The sequence below is a fragment of the Pseudomonas sp. Ors-4-3C genome, assembly GCF_055755035.1.
The window spans coordinates 5980290-5999409 of sequence record NZ_CM146900.1; the positions used below are offsets into that span (position 1 = coordinate 5980290).

General features: G+C 61.9%; 15 protein-coding genes. 11 read left to right on the top strand and 4 right to left on the bottom strand.

Annotated elements, in window-relative coordinates:
* Positions 1-51: 51 nt before the first annotated feature.
* The 3 genes from ACVHNU_RS27100 to ACVHNU_RS27110 form a co-directional block, all read right to left on the bottom strand.
* Positions 52-759: an SPOR domain-containing protein gene (locus ACVHNU_RS27100; protein ID WP_473018633.1), complete on the bottom strand. Its 708-nt coding sequence runs from the start codon at positions 757-759 to the stop codon at positions 52-54.
* A 1-nt stretch (position 760) separates the two neighbouring features.
* A complete protein-coding gene (gene argS / locus ACVHNU_RS27105) occupies positions 761-2497 on the bottom strand; it encodes an arginine--tRNA ligase (protein ID WP_003220880.1) in 1737 nt (578 codons plus the stop codon).
* A 262-nt stretch (positions 2498-2759) separates the two neighbouring features.
* The gene (locus tag ACVHNU_RS27110) at positions 2760-4979 is read right to left on the bottom strand and encodes a primosomal protein N' (RefSeq protein ID WP_400498844.1); all 2220 of its coding nucleotides are present in this window, start codon (positions 4977-4979) and stop codon (positions 2760-2762) included.
* Between the two features lie 225 nt (positions 4980-5204).
* On the opposite strand from ACVHNU_RS27110, the gene rpmE reads away from it, so the two are divergent.
* The 3 genes from rpmE to ACVHNU_RS27125 all read left to right on the top strand — a co-directional run bounded on the left by rpmE (position 5205) and on the right by ACVHNU_RS27125 (position 7699).
* Positions 5205-5423, top strand: coding sequence for a 50S ribosomal protein L31 (gene rpmE / locus ACVHNU_RS27115; protein WP_003220885.1), 219 nt, complete (start codon positions 5205-5207; stop codon positions 5421-5423).
* A 41-nt stretch (positions 5424-5464) separates the two neighbouring features.
* The gene (locus tag ACVHNU_RS27120; protein ID WP_473018634.1) at positions 5465-6247 is read left to right on the top strand and encodes a thermonuclease family protein; all 783 of its coding nucleotides are present in this window, start codon (positions 5465-5467) and stop codon (positions 6245-6247) included.
* Positions 6248-6430: 183 nt separating this feature from the next.
* Positions 6431-7699: a malic enzyme-like NAD(P)-binding protein gene (locus ACVHNU_RS27125; protein ID WP_003220889.1), complete on the top strand. Its 1269-nt coding sequence runs from the start codon at positions 6431-6433 to the stop codon at positions 7697-7699.
* A 262-nt stretch (positions 7700-7961) separates the two neighbouring features.
* Here ACVHNU_RS27125 and ACVHNU_RS27130 read toward each other — a convergent pair whose 3' ends face one another.
* Positions 7962-10406, bottom strand: coding sequence for a penicillin-binding protein 1A (locus ACVHNU_RS27130; protein ID WP_410017538.1), 2445 nt, complete (start codon positions 10404-10406; stop codon positions 7962-7964).
* A gap of 219 nt (positions 10407-10625) precedes the next feature.
* Here ACVHNU_RS27130 and ACVHNU_RS27135 point away from each other — a divergent pair, with 219 nt between their 5' ends.
* The 8 genes from ACVHNU_RS27135 (at position 10626) to ACVHNU_RS27170 (ending at position 18861) form a co-directional block, all read left to right on the top strand.
* Positions 10626-11690: a pilus assembly protein PilM gene (locus ACVHNU_RS27135; RefSeq protein ID WP_003220893.1), complete on the top strand. Its 1065-nt coding sequence runs from the start codon at positions 10626-10628 to the stop codon at positions 11688-11690.
* Positions 11690-12256, top strand: coding sequence for a PilN domain-containing protein (locus tag ACVHNU_RS27140; protein WP_003220894.1), 567 nt, complete (start codon positions 11690-11692; stop codon positions 12254-12256). The genes ACVHNU_RS27135 and ACVHNU_RS27140 overlap by 1 nt, the downstream gene beginning before the upstream one ends.
* Positions 12253-12876, top strand: a complete 624-nt coding sequence (pilO, locus tag ACVHNU_RS27145; protein WP_473018635.1) for a type 4a pilus biogenesis protein PilO — start codon at positions 12253-12255, stop codon at positions 12874-12876. The genes ACVHNU_RS27140 and pilO overlap by 4 nt, the downstream gene beginning before the upstream one ends.
* Positions 12873-13400, top strand: a complete 528-nt coding sequence (locus tag ACVHNU_RS27150) for a pilus assembly protein PilP (RefSeq protein ID WP_400509497.1) — start codon at positions 12873-12875, stop codon at positions 13398-13400. The genes pilO and ACVHNU_RS27150 overlap by 4 nt, the downstream gene beginning before the upstream one ends.
* A gap of 13 nt (positions 13401-13413) precedes the next feature.
* Positions 13414-15486, top strand: a complete 2073-nt coding sequence (locus tag ACVHNU_RS27155) for a type IV pilus secretin PilQ (protein ID WP_473018636.1) — start codon at positions 13414-13416, stop codon at positions 15484-15486.
* Between the two features lie 4 nt (positions 15487-15490).
* Positions 15491-16009, top strand: a complete 519-nt coding sequence (gene aroK / locus ACVHNU_RS27160) for a shikimate kinase AroK (protein WP_045122260.1) — start codon at positions 15491-15493, stop codon at positions 16007-16009.
* A gap of 151 nt (positions 16010-16160) precedes the next feature.
* Positions 16161-17261, top strand: a complete 1101-nt coding sequence (aroB, locus tag ACVHNU_RS27165; RefSeq protein ID WP_027611317.1) for a 3-dehydroquinate synthase — start codon at positions 16161-16163, stop codon at positions 17259-17261.
* Between the two features lie 10 nt (positions 17262-17271).
* Entirely contained in the window at positions 17272-18861 is a 1590-nt protein-coding gene (locus ACVHNU_RS27170) for an AAA family ATPase (protein ID WP_473018637.1), read from the top strand.
* The last annotated feature ends 259 nt before the right edge of the window (positions 18862-19120 follow it).

A 19120-nucleotide genomic window follows, 5' to 3' on the forward strand; every position in this document is an offset into this window, starting at 1 on the left:
GCAAGCTCCCTCGCCACAAAGTCCGCCGAACGATTTACGTTCGGCGTGAGGTCAGCGGCTCTGGCGTTGTTGTAACAACAGGTTGCTGAAGCCGCTGCCCGCCAGTTGTTTCTGCGCAGTCGTCAACTGTTCGCGGTTGCTGAACGGGCCGACCAATACGCGGTACCAGGTTTCATCCTTCACCGTGCCCGATTCAACCGAAACGGCCTGGCCGAGCAGAATGATCTGCGCCCGTACCTTGTCCGCGTCCGCCTCTTTGCGGAACGAACCGGCCTGGAGGAAGAACTTGGTCACCGGCGCCGCTTCCGCCACCGGTGGCGCTGGCGGCGGGGTAATGCCCGACAGCGCAGCCTGCGCCCGCGCGGTATCGATCTTCGCCGCTTCCGCCGGGGTTACCGGCGTGGTCGGCACTTGTGGCGTCGGCAGGGTTTTCTCCGGCACGGCATCCGGCGGCACAATCACTTCCGATTCCGGCAGCAGGGTGTAGAAGTCGTACTTCGGCTTCACCGGTTGTGTCGGGCTCGGCGGGGTCTTGTTGGCCTCGGCGATTTTCGTGGCTTTCTGCTGTTGCGCTTGCTCGATCTTCTCGCGCTTGACCGTGTCGCTGCCCTTGCCCGGCTCCAGTTTCATCAGGAACACGATGAACGCACCGACCGTCAGGCCGATGGCCATCCACAGCCAGCCCGGAATCGGTTGCTTTGCAGGAGCTTGGTAACGGCTGGCGCCACGCTTGGGTGCAGGTTTTTTCTTGGCAGCCAACTTACATGCGCTCCAGAGTTTCCAGGCCCAACAGTTCCAGGCCTTGCTTGAGAGTACGACCGGTCAGCGCGGCCAGACGCAGACGGCTCTGCATCCGGGCCGGCGTTTCGGCGGCGAGGATCGGGCAGTTCTCGTAGAAGCTGGAGAACAGACCGGCGACGTCATACAGGTAGGTGCAGAGGATGTGCGGGGTGCCTTTTTCCGCGACGTTGTTCAGCACTTCGCCGAACTGCGCCAGTTTCGCCGCCAGCTCTTGTTCGTGCGCCGCTTCGAGGACGATCTGGCCATCGACTTCGCTGAAGTCCTTGCCCAGTTTGCGGAACACACCGGCCACACGGGTGTAGGCGTACAGCAGGTACGGCGCGGTGTTGCCTTCGAAGTTGAGCATCAGGTCGAAGTTGAAGCTGTAGTCGCTGGTGCGGTGCTTGGACAGGTCGGCGTATTTCACCGCACCGATGCCGACAACCTTGGCGATGTTGCGCAGTTCGTCTTCGGCCAGTGTCGGGTTCTTCTCTTTGACCAGGTTGTAGGCGCGTTCCTGTGCTTCGGTCAGCAGGTCGATGAGCTTCACGGTGCCGCCATCACGGGTCTTGAACGGACGGCCGTCGGCGCCGTTCATGGTGCCGAAGCCCATGTGTTCCATTTCCATCGGATGGGTCACGAAACCGGCCTTGCGTGCCACGGCAAACACTTGCTGGAAGTGCAGGGCCTGACGCTGGTCGACGAAGTACAGCGCGCGATCAGCCTTGAGCTTGCCACTGCGGTAGCGCACGGCTGCCAGGTCAGTGGTGGCGTACAGGTAACCGCCGTCAGCCTTGACGATGATCACCGGCAGCGGGTCGCCGTCGGCGTTCTTGAACTCGTCGAGGAACACGCACTGGGCGCCGTTGCTCTCGACCAGCATGCCGGCAGCTTTCAGGTCGTTGACCACGTTGATCAGGTCGTCGTTGTAGGCGCTTTCGCCCATCACGTCGGCCATGGTCAGTTTGACGTTGAGCAGTTCGTAGATCTTCTGGCAGTGCGACAGCGAGATGTCCTTGAACCGGGTCCACAGCGCCAGGCATTCGGCATCGCCAGCCTGCAGCTTGACCACCAGACCACGGGCGCGGTCGGCGAATTCTTCGGACTCGTCGAAACGCTGCTTGGCGGCGCGGTAGAAGTTTTCCAGGTCGGACAGCTCGTCGCTGGTGATCGGGTTCTCCTGCAGGTAAGCCATCAGCATGCCGAACTGGGTGCCCCAGTCGCCAACGTGGTTCTGGCGGATCACTTCGTCGCCAAGGAACTCGAGAACACGGGCCACGCCGTCGCCGATGATGGTCGAGCGCAAGTGGCCGACGTGCATCTCTTTGGCCAGGTTCGGTGCCGACAGGTCGACCACGGTGCGCTGTGCCGGACCGGCCTTGCGCACGCCCACGTGAGCGTCAGCCAGGGCGGCGTCGAGGCGGCTGGCCAGGGCCTGGGTGTTCTGGAAGAAATTGATGAAGCCTGGGCCGGCGATTTCGGCCTTGGTGACGTTCTCGTCGGCCGGCAGCGCGGCGATGATTTTTTCCGCCAGATCGCGCGGCTTCATGCCCGCAGGTTTGGCCAGCATCATGGCAATGTTGCTGGCGAAGTCGCCGTGGGTCTTGTCACGGGCGTTCTCCACCTGAATCGCCGGCGACAGGCCTTCAGGCAACACACCTTCGTTGACGAGTTGGGTGAGGGCTTGTTGGATCAGCTGGCGAATGGTGTCTTTCATGGTCTTCTCTTTCGACCGCAAGCGCGGCGGCGCATCGATGCGCGGGTGGAAAAACTGGGCATTATCCGTTGCGAAGACGGGCTTGCCAACCTTAGCAGGCAGCTTATGGATATGTGGTGACAAATTACCCTGTGGCGAGGGAGCTTGCTCCCGCTCGGCTGCGCAGCAGTCGTAAAACCGGCTGACTCGGTTTGTCTGGCATTGCGGTTTTGGGGCCGCTTCGCGCCCCAGCGGGAGCAAGCTCCCTCGCCACAGGTCAGCGTCAATATAGATCCACGGGATCGACATCCAGCGACCAGCGCACCGCCCGCCCGCTCGGCATCTGCTCCAGCACCAGCAACCAGCTGCTGAGCAACCGATGCAGCGGCGCCCGCGCTGTAGCCTGCAACAATAGCTGCGCCCGATACCGACCGGCACGCCGCTCCATCGGTGCCGGTACCGGCCCGAGCAGTTCGATGCCGGTCAGATTCTGTTCGACCAGCAAGCGCTCGGCCGCGCTGCACGCCTCGTCGAGAAACCCCTCGGCCTGTCCCGGCTTGTGCGCTTCGGCGCGCAACAGCGCCAGATGCGCAAACGGCGGCAGTCCGGCGGCGCGGCGCTCGCTCAAGGCTTGCTCGGCAAAGGCGAAGTAGCCCTGCTCGGTCAGTTGCACCAATAAAGGATGGTCGGCCAGGTGCGTCTGGATGATCACCTTGCCCGGCTCTTCCGCCCGCCCGGCGCGCCCGGCTACTTGCACGATCAACTGCGCCATGCGCTCGCTGGCGCGGAAGTCGCCGGAGAACAGTCCGCCGTCGGCATCTAGAATCGACACCAGCGTGACCCGCGGGAAGTGGTGTCCCTTGGCCAACATCTGCGTGCCGACCAGAATGCATGGCTGACCCTTCTGAATCGTCGCGAACAGTTGATTCATCGCGTCCTTGCGCGAAGTGCTGTCGCGGTCGACCCGCAGCACCGGGTAGTCCGGGAACAGAATCGCCAACCGCTCCTCCGCACGCTCGGTGCCGGCGCCCACCGGCCGCAGATCGACCTTGTTGCACTTGGGGCACTGGCGCGGCGTGCGTTCGACATAGCCGCAGTGGTGGCAGCGCAGCTCGCCATAGCGCTGGTGCACAGTCATCCGCGCATCGCAGCGCGAACACTCGGACATCCAGCCACAGTCGTGGCACAGCAGCGTCGGCGCAAAGCCGCGGCGGTTGAGGAACACCAGCACCTGTTGGCCGGCGGCGAGGGTCTGGCCGATGGCTTGTTGCATCGGCCCGGAAATGCCGCTGTCCAGCGGACGGCTTTTCACGTCCAGCCGCAGGAAGCGTGGCTGCTTGGCGCCGCCGGCCCGCTCGTTGAGGCGCAGCAGGCCATAACGACCGGTGTAAGCGTTGTGCAGGCTTTCCAGCGAAGGCGTGGCCGAACCGAGGACGATCGGGATGTTTTCCTGCCGCGCGCGCACCAGGGCCAGATCCCGGGCGTGGTAGCGCAAACCTTCCTGCTGTTTATAAGAACCGTCGTGCTCTTCGTCGATGATGATCAGTCCCGGATTTTTCATCGGGGTGAACAGCGCCGAGCGGGTGCCGATAATAATGTCGGCCTCGCCGTCGCGGGCAGCGAGCCAGGCGTCGAGGCGCTCGCGGTCGTTGACCGCCGAGTGCAGCAGGGCGATGCGTGCGTTGAAGCGCTGCTCGAAACGCGCCAGAGTCTGCGGGCCGAGGTTGATCTCGGGGATCAGCACCAGTGCCTGCTTGCCGGCTTCGAGGGTTTCGCGGATCAGCTGTAAATAGACTTCGGTCTTGCCGCTGCCGGTGACCCCGGCCAGCAGAAAGGCGTGATAACTGTCGAACCCGGCGCGGATCGCTTCGTAAGCGGCGCGTTGTTCGGTGTTCAGCGGCAACTCCGGCTGGGCCAGCCAGTGTTCATGGCGCACGCCGGGGGCGTGGCGCCGGATCTCCACTTGCACCAGGCCCTTGGCCAGCAGCAGGTCGAGGCTGTCCTTGCTCAGCATCAGTTTGCTCAACAACTGATGGGCGACGCCGTGCGGGTGCTGGGCCAGTGTTGCCAGGGCTTCACGCTGGCGCGGGGCGCGGGCGATGCGAGGATCATCGAGGCTGGCGCCGGGGGCGACCGACCAGAAGCGTTCCTGACGGGCCTCGGCCAGTTCGCCCTGACGCAGCAGGACCGGCAGCGCCCAGCTCAAGGTATCGCCGAGGCTGTGCTGGTAATACTGGGAGGTCCACAGGCACAGCTTGAACAATGCGGGAGGCAGCGGCGGGGTGGCATCGAGCAGGGCCAGCGCCGGTTTGAGCTTTTCTGCCGGCACTTCGCTGGTGTCGGTGATCTCGACCAGAATCCCGATCATCTCCCTGCGCCCGAACGGCACCCGCAGGCGCATGCCCGGCTGCAACTGGGCGCGCAGCACACCGGCCGGTGCCCGATAGTCGAACAGGCGGCGCAGGGGCGAAGGCAGGGCGAGGCGCAGAATGGCGTCGGGCACGCGGGGGGTCTCTATCAACACAAAAGAAGGGCGAGCGCAGATCAATTGTGGGAGCGAGCAAGCCCGCTCCCACAGGAGAATGTGTTCAAGGCCGGGAGCCTAGCAGACGGTCGGTCTGAGGGACAGCTTGCGCGATTGACATTGTCTGGTAGAATCCGCGGCCTAATTACGTGCGGTATTCAACAATAGTGTTGGGTGGCGGCACGCTAGCCTGAGGAATACACCATGAAAGCCGATATTCATCCAAACTACGTAGAAATCGATGTTACCTGCAGCTGCGGTAACAAATTCGTAACTCGTTCGACTCATGGCAAAGCTCTGCCGATCGACGTTTGCAACGAATGCCACCCGTTCTACACCGGTAAGCAGAAGACTCTGGATACTGGCGGCCGCGTTCAGCGCTTTGCCGACCGTTTCGGTGCTTTCGGCGCGAAAAAGGCCTAAGGCCAATCATTCTGGAAAACCTCAATGGCTTTTCCGGGCTGATGAAAAAGGCGTCCCTTGCGGGCGCCTTTTTTGTGTCCGCGATTTGGCTGTCTGGCGCCCAGGCCTTCTGTCCCGCTCCGAAGGGGCTGAGCAGCGTTGCGGTCCAACGCGTGGTCGATGGCGATACCCTGCGCCTGAGCGACGGGCGCAGTGTGCGGATGATCGGTCTCAACACGCCCGAACTGGGCAGGCACGGTCGCAGCGACGAGCCATTCGCCGTGGCGGCGCGTAAACGCCTCGAAACACTGGTGGCGGACAGCGGCGGTCGGGTCGGTCTGCTCACCGGCAAGCAGGCCAAAGACCAATACGGCCGTACCCTCGCGCATGTTTACAGTGCCAGCGGTAGCAATCTTGAAGCGCAAATGCTCGCCGACGGCCTGGGTTTTCAGGTGGTCGTTGCACCGAACGTCGATCTTGTTGCCTGTCAGCAAGCCGCTGAGCAGAGCGCGCGCACCGCTGGGCGCGGCGTCTGGCGCCAGTCGCCTGTACTGAAAGCGGAGCAGATTCAGCACTCGGGTTTCGCCGTGGTCAGTGGGCGTGTGAGCAAGGTTCAGCGCAATCGCGGCGGAATCTGGATCGAGTTGCAGGACTCGGTTGTACTGCGCGTTGCGCCCAATCTGCTCGGACAATTCGACAGTGCCCGATTGCAGGCGCTGAAAGGCAGGCAGGTCGAGGCTCGCGGCTGGGTCGTGGATCGCTCGCGCCGTGGCGGCTTGCAACCGGGTCAACCACGTTGGCTGCTGCCGCTGACCGATCCATCGATGCTGCAAGGCACCCGCTGAAGAAAAATTGTAGACATTTTTTCTGTCGATTGTGAACAGTCAAGCCCTTGTGCGCCGTGGCTCTTGGCCCAAAGTCGTAGGACAGGGCGCTTGACAGGGGTGACTGCTCAGTCTTGTGGGGACTTTGCGAGGCGCGTATCCTCGCTGACCAGTCTGTCCAACAGTAAAAAGCGGAATGCCAAAATGTCTGATCTGAAAACTGCCGCTCTCGAATATCATGCCAATCCTCGTCCAGGGAAGCTGAGTGTCGAGCTCACCAAGGCCACTGCTACCGCCCGCGACCTGTCGCTGGCCTACAGCCCCGGCGTAGCTGAACCAGTGCGTGAGATCGCCCGCGATCCTGAACTGGCCTACAAATACACCGGCAAGGGCAACCTGGTTGCAGTCATTTCCGATGGCACCGCGATTCTGGGTCTGGGTAATCTCGGTCCACTGGCTTCCAAGCCGGTCATGGAAGGTAAAGGCGTACTGTTCAAGCGCTTCGCCGGTATCGACGTGTTCGACATCGAAGTCGACTCCGAAAGCCCGCAAGCCTTCATCGACACCGTTAAACGCATTTCCATCACCTTTGGTGGCATCAACCTGGAAGACATCAAGGCACCTGAGTGCTTCGAGATCGAACGTGCTCTGATCGAGCAGTGCGACATTCCGGTATTCCACGATGACCAGCACGGCACCGCGATCGTGACCGCTGCGGGCATGATCAACGCCCTGGAAATCGCCGGCAAAACCCTGCCGGAAGCCAAGATCGTCTGCCTCGGCGCCGGCGCTGCGGCCATCTCCTGCATGAAGTTGCTGGTGAGCATGGGCGCGAAAATCGAAAACATCTTCATGGTTGACCGTACCGGTGTGATCCACTCCGGCCGTGACGACCTGAACCAGTACAAAGCGGTATTCGCTCACGCCACCGACAAGCGCAGCCTGGCTGACGCTCTGAAAGGCGCTGACGTGTTCGTCGGTCTGTCCGGCCCGAACCTGCTGAGCGCTGAAGGCCTGCTGTCGATGGCGGCCAACCCGATCGTCTTCGCCTGCTCGAACCCGGATCCGGAAATTTCCCCGGAACTGGCGCACGCCACCCGCAGCGACGTGATCATGGCCACCGGTCGTTCCGACTACCCGAACCAGGTCAACAACGTGCTGGGCTTCCCGTTCATCTTCCGCGGTGCCCTGGACGTTCGCGCCAAGCGCATCAACGAAGAAATGAAAGTGGCAGCGGCCAACGCCCTGCGTGAACTGGCCAAACTGCCAGTGCCACAGGACGTGTGCGATGCCTACGGTGGTGCGCCGCTGGAATTCGGCCGTGAATACATCATTCCGAAGCCAATGGACAAGCGCCTGATCACCCTGATCTCCGATGCTGTGGCCAAAGCCGCGATCGAGACCGGTGTGGCCACCCTGCCGTATCCGAAGAACTACCCGCTGAAAAGCGTGGATGACGTGTTCAACGGCTAAGTCGTTGTAACGCTTCAACCAGAAGCCCCGGCTTGTGAGAGTCGGGGCTTTTTTGTGCCTGTGTGATTTGTGGTGTTCTTCAGTGCCTCTTCGCGAGCAAGCCCGCTCCCACAGGTTTTGTGGTGTGCGCAAATGCTGGCTACAACCCGGGCACTGTGGGAGCGGGCTTGCTCGCGAAGAGGCCGGCCCAGACAACATAAAATCGCAGCCATAAAAAAGCCCCGCTCTTCTCTCGAAGGCGGGGCTTTTCAATGATGCTGGATCAGAACAGGTCGATCGGCGCCTGCTCATCCGCCGGCAGCGGACTGCCTGGCGCCGCGCCATTGCCCAGCTCATTCACGGATGGCGGCGTGTCTTCCGACTTGAACAGCTCGAAGTAGGCACCCGGCGTGCTCGGCGTGGCCGCGCGACCGCTGACCGGGTCTACCCGCAGGCTGAGGATGCCTTCCGGCTCAGGCTGCACGTGCGGCGGCTTGTCCTTCAGCGCAGCCGACATGTAGTTCATCCAGATCGGCAGCGCCACGGTGCCGCCGAACTCACGGCGACCGAGGCTTTCCGGCTGGTCGAAACCGGTCCACACGGTGGTCACATAATCGCCGTTGTAGCCGGAGAACCATGCATCCTTGGAGTCGTTGGTGGTACCGGTCTTGCCCGCGATGTCGCTGCGGCCCATGGCCAGTGCACGGCGCCCGGTGCCGAGCTTGATCACGTCCTGCAGCATGCTGTTGAGGATGTACGTGGTGCGACCATCGACGATCCGCTCGGCTACTGCCGGTGCTTGTGGCGCTGCTGCGGCGCCCGGGGCTTCACCCGGAACCGGTGCGGCGTTGACGGTGATCGGCTGCGACGCCGGGGCGGCAAAGCCATCGGTCGCCGAGCCACCCTGTGGCACGGTCGGCGGGTTGGCGACGAACAGCGTGTCGCCGTTGCGGCTTTCGATCTTGTCGATGATGTACGGGGTGATCTTGTAGCCGCCGTTGGCGAAGGTGCTCCAGCCGGTAGCGATCTCCATCGGCGTCAGGGTCGCGGTGCCCAGCGCCAGCGACAGGTTCGGCGGCAGGTCCTGCTTGTTGAAGCCGAAGCGGGTGATGTAGTCGATGGTCTTGCCGACGCCCATCGCCTGCAGCAGGCGGATCGACACCAGGTTACGCGACTTGTACAGCGCCTCGCGCAGACGGATCGGGCCGAGGAAGGTGTTGGTGTCGTTCTTCGGCCGCCAGACTTTATCCAGGTACTCGTCGACGAACACGATCGGCGCGTCGTTGACCAGGGTCGCGGCGGTGTAACCGCTGTCCAGCGCAGCGCTGTAGACGAACGGCTTGAAGCTCGAACCCGGCTGACGCTTGGCCTGCAGGGCGCGGTTGTAGTTGCTCTGCTCGAAAGCGAAGCCGCCGACCAGCGAGCGGATCGCGCCGTTCTGCGGGTCCAGCGACACCAGCGCGCCTTGCGCCTGCGGAATCTGGCTGAATTTCAGCGAATTGTTCGGCTGACGCTGCACGCGAATCAGATCGCCGACCTGTGCCACATCCGACGGCTGGCGCGGTGCGGCGCCCATGCTGTTGGTATTGAGGAACGGACGCGCCCATTTCATGGTGTCCCAGGCAACGTGTTCTTCGCCGCTACGGGTCAGCACTTGCAGGCCGTTCTTGTCGACCTGGGTGACGATCGCCGGCTCTAGACTGCTGATAGTGCGCTGCTTGGTCAGCTCGGTGGCCCAGGCTTCGTGGGTCTTGCCCGGCAGGCGCGACTCGGGGCCACGGTAGCCATGACGCTGGTCGTAAGTCATCAAGCCTTCGTGCAGCGCGGTGTTGGCCATTTCCTGCAGGTTGCTCGGCACCGTGGTGGTGACGCGGAAACCTTCGGTATAGGCGTCGCTGCCATAGCGGCCGACCATTTCGGCACGGGCCATTTCGGCGATGTACGGTGCGTTCACTTCCGGGGTCGGCACGTGATAGCTGGCGTTCAGTGGCTCGTTGATCGCGGCGGTGTAATCAGCCTCGGAAATCTTCCCGAGCTTGTACATGCGGCCGAGGATCCAGTCGCGACGTTCCTTGCTGCGCGCCGGGTTGGCCAGCGGGTTGAAGCGCGACGGGGCTTTTGGCAGGCCGGCGATCATCGCCATCTGCGCCAGGCTGACGTCGCGGATCGACTTGCCGTAATACACCTGCGCCGCCGCCTCGATGCCATAGGCGCGGTTACCCAGATAAATCTTGTTCACGTACAGCTCAAGGATCTCGTCCTTGGTCAACTGTCGCTCGATCTGCAGGGCCAGAAGAATTTCTGTGGTTTTGCGCGAAAAGCTGCGCTCGCTGGTCAGGAAGAAGTTCTTCGCCACCTGCATGGTGATGGTGCTGCCGCCGGACTGAATGTGTCCGCTTTTGACCAATTGGGTCGCGGCACGCATCAGGCTGCTTGGATCGACGCCATAGTGGTTGGCGAAATTGTCGTCTTCAGCACTTAGTAACGCATTAATGAAATTGGGGGGAATGTCGGCGAAACGGATCGGAGTCCGGCGCATTTCGCCAAATTCTGCGATCAATTTGTTATCGCTGCTGTAGACCCGCAATGGAATCTGCAACTGAATGCTTCGCAGCGCCTCCACAGAGGGCAAACCCGGACTAAGGTAAAGAAACGCGCCGCTGAGACCTAAAAGCAGTCCGCAGAAAACGGCGACGATGGACCAACCGAAAAATTTCAGCAGACGAATCAAGGCTTTTGGACATCCAGGGCAAAGAATGAATTTGGCGACAGGGTTCCGGGAACACACAGAACAACCCGCGCCGGCAGTAAAAAGCGGAAAAAAACGCTGGGCATTATAAGCACTTTTCTGCTGGGGGCGTCATTTGCGCTTCTGTCAAGGCGCGGTGAAGGAACGCAATGTGTATTACAGAGTCCGTAACTCACGGAAAGTCATAGGGAATTGGTAGTGCTGGGACTCTTCAATAAAAAGACCAATACGTTACTGGGGATCGACATCAGCTCCACTTCGGTGAAGCTGCTGGAGCTTAGCCGCCAGGGCGACCGCTACCGGGTCGAGGCCTACGCGGTGGAGCCTCTGCCGCCCAACGCCGTGGTCGAAAAGAATATCGCCGAGCTCGAAGGCGTGGGCAATGCCTTGTCTCGGGTACTGGTCAAGGCGCGCACCGGGCTCAAGAGCGTGGCGGTGGCGGTGGCCGGCTCTGCGGTGATCACCAAAATCATCGAGATGGACGCCGGGCTGACCGATGACGAGCTGGAAAACCAGCTCAAGATCGAAGCCGACCAATACATTCCCTATCCACTGGACGAAGTCGCCATCGACTTCGAAGTCCAGGGCGTTTCGCCGCGCAACCCGGAGCGGGTCAACGTGCTGCTGGCCGCCTGTCGCAAGGAAAACGTCGAAGTGCGCGAGGCGGCGCTGGCGCTGGCCGGGCTGACGGCGCGAGTGGTCGATGTCGAGGCCTATGCGCTGGAGCGCTCGTTCGGCCTGCTCGCCACTCAACTGGCCGCCTCGCAGGAACGCCTGACGGTGGCCGTGGTGGACATCGGCGCGACCATGACCACTCTCAGCGTCCTGCACAATGGCCGCATCATCTATACCCGCGAGCAACTGTTCGGTGGCCGCCAACTGACCGAGGAGATTCAGCGCCGCTACGGCCTCACCGTCGAGCAGGCCGGGCTGGCGAAAAAGCAGGGCGGTCTGCCGGATGACTATATCAGCGAGGTCTTGCAGCCGTTCCGGGATGCGCTGGTACAGCAGGTGTCGCGCTCGTTGCAGTTTTTCTTCGCCTCCGGGCAGTACAACGCAGTCGATCACATTCTGCTGGCCGGTGGCACGGCATCGGTGCCAGGGCTGGATCGCCTGATCGAGCAGCGCCTGGGCACCCCGACCCAGGTCGCCAACCCGTTTGCCGACATGGCCTTGAGCAGCAAGGTCAACGCCGGGGCCCTGGCCAGTGACGCGCCAGCCCTGATGATTGCCTGCGGGCTCGCGCTCAGGAGTTTCGACTGATGGCGCGGATCAACCTTCTCCCCTGGCGCGAGGAGCGCCGCGAAGAGCGGCGCAAGCGCTTCCTGCTGATCCTGATCGGGGTCTTCGTCGGTTCGGTGGGTGCGGTGTTCATTGCCGATCAGATCTTCGATGCCGCCATCGAGCGGCAAGCCGCGCGCAATGCCTACATCGGCAAGCAGATAGCGGTGGTCGACGAACGGATCAAGCAGATCAGCGAACTCAAGGCCCGGCGCCAGCAACTGGTCGAGCGCATGCGCATCATCCAGGACTTGCAGGGCAACCGGCAGATCAGTGGACGGATCTTCGATCAACTGGCCCGCACGCTGCCGGACGGCGTGTATTTCACCAGCGTGAAACTGGTGGGCAAGACGCTGACCATCAATGGCGCGGCCGAGTCCAATAATCGGGTTTCGGAGCTGATGCGCAATCTGGATGCCTCCGACTGGTTTGACGCGCCGAGCCTCAACGAGGTGAAGGCGACGACCGCCGGTCAGGTGGATCAGGCCAACGTCTTTCAGCTGACCGTTCGTCAGACCCAGCCAGCCGTGACGGAGGGCGACAAATGAATCCGTCCGAATGGCTGCAAAGTCTGCGCAATATCGACTTCAACGATCTGGATACCAGCAACATCGGTTCCTGGCCGGCCGCGGTGAAAACCATCGCGGGAGCGTTGCTGGCGGTGCTGGTGTTGGCGCTTGGCTATAACTTTTTCATCAGCGACATGGAAAACCAGCTGGAAGCCAAGCATCAGGAAGAAGACACCTTGAAGGAGCAGTTCGCCAGCAAGGCGCACATGGCCGCCAACCTGGAGCTGTACACCCAGCAGATGAAGGAGATGGAAAACTCCTTCGGCGTGCTCCTGCGGCAGTTGCCCAGCGACACCGAAGTGCCGGGGCTGCTGGAAGACATCACCCGCACGGGTTTGGGCAGTGGCCTCGAATTCGAAGAGATCAAGCTGCTGCCGGAGGTGACCCAGCCGTTCTACATCGAGTTGCCGATCCAGATCACCGTCACCGGGGCTTACCACGACCTCGCCACTTTCGTCAGTGGCGTCGCCGGGTTGCCACGGATCGTCACGTTGCACGATTTCGAACTGGCGCCGGCCAACCCCGAAGGCGGGACGAAGCTGCGCATGAGCATCCTCGCCAAGACCTACCGCTATAACGACAAGGGGTTGGACAAATGACCCCGATCCGTTATTTCGCCCTGTCAGTGCTGGTGCTCGGCCTCAGTGGTTGCGGCAGCAGTGACGAATTCAGCGACCTCGACGCTTACATGAACGAAGTGCGTCTGCGCCCGGCGGGCAAGATCGAGCCGACGCCGATGTTCCATTCCTACCCCACGTTTACCTACAGCGCGGCCAACCTGCGCAGCCCGTTCTCGCGTCAGGTGCGGGTCGATCTGGCCGGGCAGCAGCGCGGCTCGCGCAATGTCAAACCCGACCCCAACCGGGTCAAGCAATACCTCGAAGGTTTCAACATCGAGCAGTTTGAAATGGTCGGCACCATCTCCAATGCCTCCGGCTCCTTTGCCCTGCTGCGTGGGGCCGGCGGTGTGCATCGGCTGAAGGTCGGCGACTATCTGGGGCGCAACGACGGGCGCATCGTGGCGATCAGCGCTACGCAGGTCGATGTGGTCGAGATCGTGCCCGACGGCGAAGGCGCCTGGCTGGAACGTCCGCGCACCATTCCTTTGAAAGAGCACTCATAGTGGAAGTCGAACAATGAACAGGATTTTTTCCACCCTCGGTTTTTCGCTATGGATAGCGCTGCTGTCACCGATGGTTCAGGCGGCCAGTCTCAAGGCGCTGGATGTGGCGGCGTTACCGGGTGACCGCATCGAGTTGAAGCTGTCGTTCGACGGCCCACCACCGCAGCCCAAGGGCTACACCACCGAATCACCGGCGCGAATCGCGCTGGATCTGCCGGGTGTCGCCAGCCAGCTGGCGAGCAAGACCCGCGATCTGGGCAGCGGCAATGCGCGCACCGCGACAGTGGTCGAGGCCAACGACCGGACACGCCTGATCATCAACCTGACGCAACTGACGCCCTACACCTCGCGGGTCGAGGGTAACAATCTGTTCGTGGTGGTCGGGCAGGGCGCCAAGCCTGCTGCACCGCGCCCAGCCGCTGCTGCGCCACGACCGGTCGCGGCTCCGGCGAAGGCTTACGCACCCGTTGCCAAGACCATTCGTGGCGTCGACTTCCAGCGTGGCACTGCGGGCGAGGGCAACGTGGTCATTGATCTGTCGGACCCGACCATCGCCCCGGATATCCAAGAGCATGACGGCAAGATCATCCTCAGTTTTGCCCGCACCCAGTTGCCCGACAGGCTGCGGGTGCGCCTCGACGTCAAGGACTTCGCCACGCCTGTGCAGTTCGTCAACGCCGCCGCCACCGGTGATCGTGCGGTCATTACCGTCGAACCCAGCGGCACGTTCGACTATTCCACCTACCAGACCGATAACAAACTGACCGTCAGCATTCGCCCGATGACGGTCGATGACCTGCAAAAACGCAATGCCGAGCGCCAGGCCTACAGTGGCGAAAAACTCTCGCTGAATTTTCAGGACATCGATGTGCGCTCGGTGCTGCAACTGATCGCCGATTTCACCAACCTCAACCTGGTGGCCAGCGATACGGTGCAGGGCGGGATCACCTTGCGTCTGCAAAACGTGCCGTGGGATCAGGCGCTGGACCTGGTGCTGAAAACCAAGGGGCTGGATAAACGCAAGATCGGCAACGTGCTGCTGGTGGCGCCGGCCGACGAAATCGCTGCCCGCGAACGCCAGGAGCTGGAGTCGCAGAAACAGATCGCCGAACTGGCACCGCTGCGCCGCGAACTGCTGCAAGTGAACTACGCCAAGGCGGCGGACATCGCCAAGCTGTTCCAGTCGGTGACCAGCGCCGAGGCGAAAATTGACGAGCGTGGCTCGATTACCGTCGATGAGCGCACCAACAACATCATTGCCTACCAGACCCAGGATCGCCTCGACGAACTGCGGCGGATCGTGGCGCAACTGGATATTCCGGTGCGCCAGGTGATGATCGAGGCGCGGATCGTCGAGGCCAACGTCGATTACGACAAGAGTCTGGGCGTGCGCTGGGGCGGTTCGATCCAGAACAAGGGCAACTGGAACACCTCCGGGGTCAGCAATGGCACCTCTACCACCATTGGCACACCGGGAAGCACCAGCACCAATTCGCCGTTCGTCGACATGGGGACGATCGGTAATACCTCGGGGATCGGCATCGCCTTCATCACCGACAACGTGCTGCTCGATCTTGAGCTGACCGCCATGGAGAAGACCGGCAACGGTGAAATTGTCTCGCAGCCCAAAGTAGTCACCTCCGACAAAGAGACCGCAAAGATCCTCAAGGGCACCGAGATTCCGTATCAGGAAGCCAGCTCCAGCGGCGCGACATCGGTGTCGTTCAAGGAGGCTTCGCTGTCGCTGGAAGTGACGCCACAGATCACCCCTGACAACCGCATCATCATGGAGGTCAAGGTCACCAAGGACGAACCGGACTACCTGAACAAAGTGCAGGATGTCCCGCCGATCAAGAAGAACGAGGTCAACGCCAAGGTGCTGGTGAACGACGGCGAGACCATCGTGATTGGCGGTGTTTTCTCAAATACTCAAAGCAAGGTCGTAGATAAGGTGCCATTTCTTGGCGATGTGCCGTATCTTGGCCGCCTTTTCCGGCGTGATGTGGTTTCGGAGAAAAAATCCGAGCTGCTGGTATTTCTCACTCCGCGTATCATGAATAACCAGGCGATTGCTGTGAGTCGTTGATTCTGTGCGAAATTTGATTCTTGTAGGACCGATGGGCGCTGGAAAAAGCACCATCGGCCGGTTGCTGGCCAAAGAGCTGCGCCTGCCGTTCAAAGATTCCGACAAGGAAATTGAACTGCGCACGGGCGCCAATATCCCGTGGATCTTCGACAAGGAAGGCGAACCCGGCTTTCGCGACCGTGAGCAGGCGATGATCGCCGAGCTGTGCGCTTTCGACGGCGTGGTGCTGGCGACTGGCGGCGGCGCGGTGATGCGCGATGCCAACCGCAAGGCCCTGCACGAGGGCGGGCGGGTGGTGTATCTGCACGCCTCCGTCGAGCAGCAGGTCGGGCGCACGTCGCGCGACCGCAATCGTCCTTTGCTGCGCACCGCCGATCCGGCGAAAACCCTGCGTGACCTGCTGGCGATCCGCGATCCGCTCTATCGGGAAATCGCCGATCTGGTGGTGGAAACCGACGAGCGGCCACCGCGTATGGTGGTGCTCGACATTCTCGACCGTCTGGCGCAGCTTCCACCCCGTTAAAGCATCGCCCGAAATGCGCTATCCTCGGCGTCCTGTCAGAGCCGCCGAGGTTGTGGCGGATGGCGTGCGAGCGGCGTCATACCCGCTATAGGCTGCAGACAACCAATAATTCAGGGCAGGACGCCTGCTTCCATCTTCACTGTGGGGACACATGCAGACACTCAAGGTCGATCTAGGCGAGCGCAGCTACCCGATTCATATTGGCGAAGGTTTGTTGGATCAGCCTGAGTTGCTGGCGCCGCATATCCACGGGCGGCAGGTGGCAATCATCTCCAACGAGACCGTGGCGCCGCTCTATCTCGAACGTCTGACCCGCAGCCTGGCGCAGTTCTCGGTGATCTCGGTGGTGCTGCCGGACGGCGAAGCCTTCAAGAACTGGGAAACCCTGCAACTGATCTTCGACGGCTTGCTGACCGCCCGTCATGACCGCCGCACCACGATCATCGCCCTCGGCGGCGGGGTCATCGGTGACATGGCCGGTTTCGCCGCCGCTTGCTACCAGCGCGGCGTTGACTTCATCCAGATTCCTACCACGCTGCTGTCCCAGGTCGATTCGTCGGTGGGCGGCAAGACCGGCATCAACCACCCGTTGGGCAAGAACATGGTCGGCGCGTTCTATCAGCCGAACGTGGTGCTGATCGATACCGCGTCCCTGAAAACCCTGCCAGAGCGTGAGCTGTCCGCCGGTCTGGCCGAAGTCATCAAGTACGGTCTGATCTGCGACGAGCCGTTCCTGACCTGGCTCGAAGACAACGTCGACGCCTTGCGCGCGCTGGACCAGAAGGCCCTGACCTATGCCATCGAGCGCTCCTGCGCGGCCAAGGCTGCAGTGGTCGGTGCCGATGAGAAGGAAACCGGCGTGCGCGCCACGCTCAATCTCGGTCATACCTTCGGCCACGCCATCGAGACCCACATGGGCTATGGTGTCTGGTTGCATGGTGAGGCGGTCGCCGCAGGTACGGTGATGGCGCTGGAAATGTCCGCGCGTCTGGGCTGGATCAGCGAGCAGGAACGTGATCGCGGCATTCGGCTGTTCCAGCGTGCCGGTCTGCCGGTGATCCCGCCGGAAGAAATGACCGAAGCCGATTTTCTCGAACATATGGCAATTGATAAAAAAGTGATCGACGGTCGTCTGCGCCTGGTGCTGCTGCGCCGGATGGGCGAAGCGGTGGTGACCGCCGATTATCCGAAAGAGGTTCTACAGGCCACGCTGGGAGCGGATTACCGCGCTCTGGCTCAGCTTAAAGGTTAATAAGATTCCGATGACTAGTTTGCATGCCGACGAGGCGTTCCTCGGCCATTTCCAGTTAAGTCACGACCCTTTCGCGCCGCGGGTGCCGGGCTTCAAATTCTTCCCGGCCCAGCGCAAGCCGGTGCTGGGGCAACTGCACCACCTGGCGCGTTACAGCCAGTTGCTGCTGGTGGTCACCGGTCCGCAAGGCAGCGGCAAGACCCTGCTGCGCCAGGCGCTGGTGGCCAGCACCAACAAGCAATCGGTGCAAAGCGTTGTAGTGTCGGCCCGTGGGGCCGGCGATGCGGCCGGCGTGCTGCGTCAGGTTGCTCAGGCGCTGGACGTGGCGCAGGCCGAGGTCGGCGCGATTCTGGCGCAAGTGGTGCAACTGGCACTGACCGGGCAGGAAGTCTATCTGCTGGTGGATGATGCCGAGCAGCTTGACGAATCTGCGCTAGAAGCGCTGATGGCGCTGGGTGCCGGTGCACCGGAAGGTCGTCCACACGTGTTCCTGTTCGGTGAATCGTCGCTGATCGCGCAACTGGAGGCCTTGCACCTCGAGGAAGAGCGCTTCCACGTCATCGAACTGCAGCCGTACACCGAAGAAGAGACCCGCGAATATCTCGACCAACGGCTCGAAGGTGCGGGCCGGGGTGTCGAACTTTTCACCGCGGATCAGATCTCTGAGATTCACGAAAGCGCCGAGGGTTGGCCTGGCAACATCAACCAGGTCGCTCGCGATGCACTGATCGAAGTCATGATTGCCAGCCGCTCTGCGGTCAAGCGTCCAAGTATGGGGTTCAACATGCCGAAGAAACACGTATTGGCGATTTCCGCCGTCGTTGTGGTCGCGGTCGCCGCCGCCTGGCTGATGCCGGGTCGCAACAAGGCGCCAACCACTGGCGCACCCGCCAACGAACAGGCACAACTGCCATTGGGCCAGGGCGCCAAGGGTGGCGCGCCGAACGTCGAGTTCGCCGGCAATACCCAGCCGATGCCGCTGCCACTGGTCGGCAACTCGCAACCGGTGATGCGCGGCCCGTTGGCTGAGGCCGCTGGCGGCATCACCGAAGGCGACGATGGCGTGCCGGTCGAAGGTTCCAGCGCGACGCCGCCGACCGTAACGACTTCCGCACCACCGGCAGGTGTCCCGGCCGGCCCGGCGCCAACCCCGGTTCCGGTGCCAGCCGCCAAGCCGACCCCGGCACCGACTCAGGTCGCCACCGCCAAGCCTGCTCCGGCAGCGCCAGCGGCCAAACCTGCTCCGGTTCCGGCCAAGCCTGTTGCGGCCGCCAAACCGGCCGAGAAGCCGGTTACCGTGGCCAAGGCTGCCGGTGGCAGCTGGTACGCCGGTCAGCCGACCAGCAATTACGTGGTGCAGATCCTCGGCACCAGCTCCGAAGCGACCGCGCAGAACTTCGTCAAGGAGCAGGGCGGCGAGTACCGTTATTTCAAGAAAGTCCTCAACGGCAAGCCTCTCTACGTGATCACCTACGGCAACTTCGCCAATCGTGATGCAGCCGTTTCTGCCATCAAGGCCTTGCCAGCGAAGGTTCAGGCTGGTAAACCTTGGCCTCGCACTGTCGTCAGCGTCCAACAGGAACTGGCAACAACTCGCTGAAGATTCGGCGGCCTTACCCAGGCCGCCTCTCCAAGCACCTCAAAATTTCTACGAGTGCGCGCTTCCTTCCAGGTCGCGTGCCTTGTGGTGTCTGCGTCACAGTAGTCTTTGAGTCGTTGCAGTCAGAATTAAAAAAGTTTTGACTAGCACAGCAGATCGCTTTAAACCTTTCACAAATGCGACATAGATTTGCGACATTTCGTCGTCAAATTTGTGAGCGTCTGTGTCGCTGTGTACAATGACCACCCTTTTGCCCCCG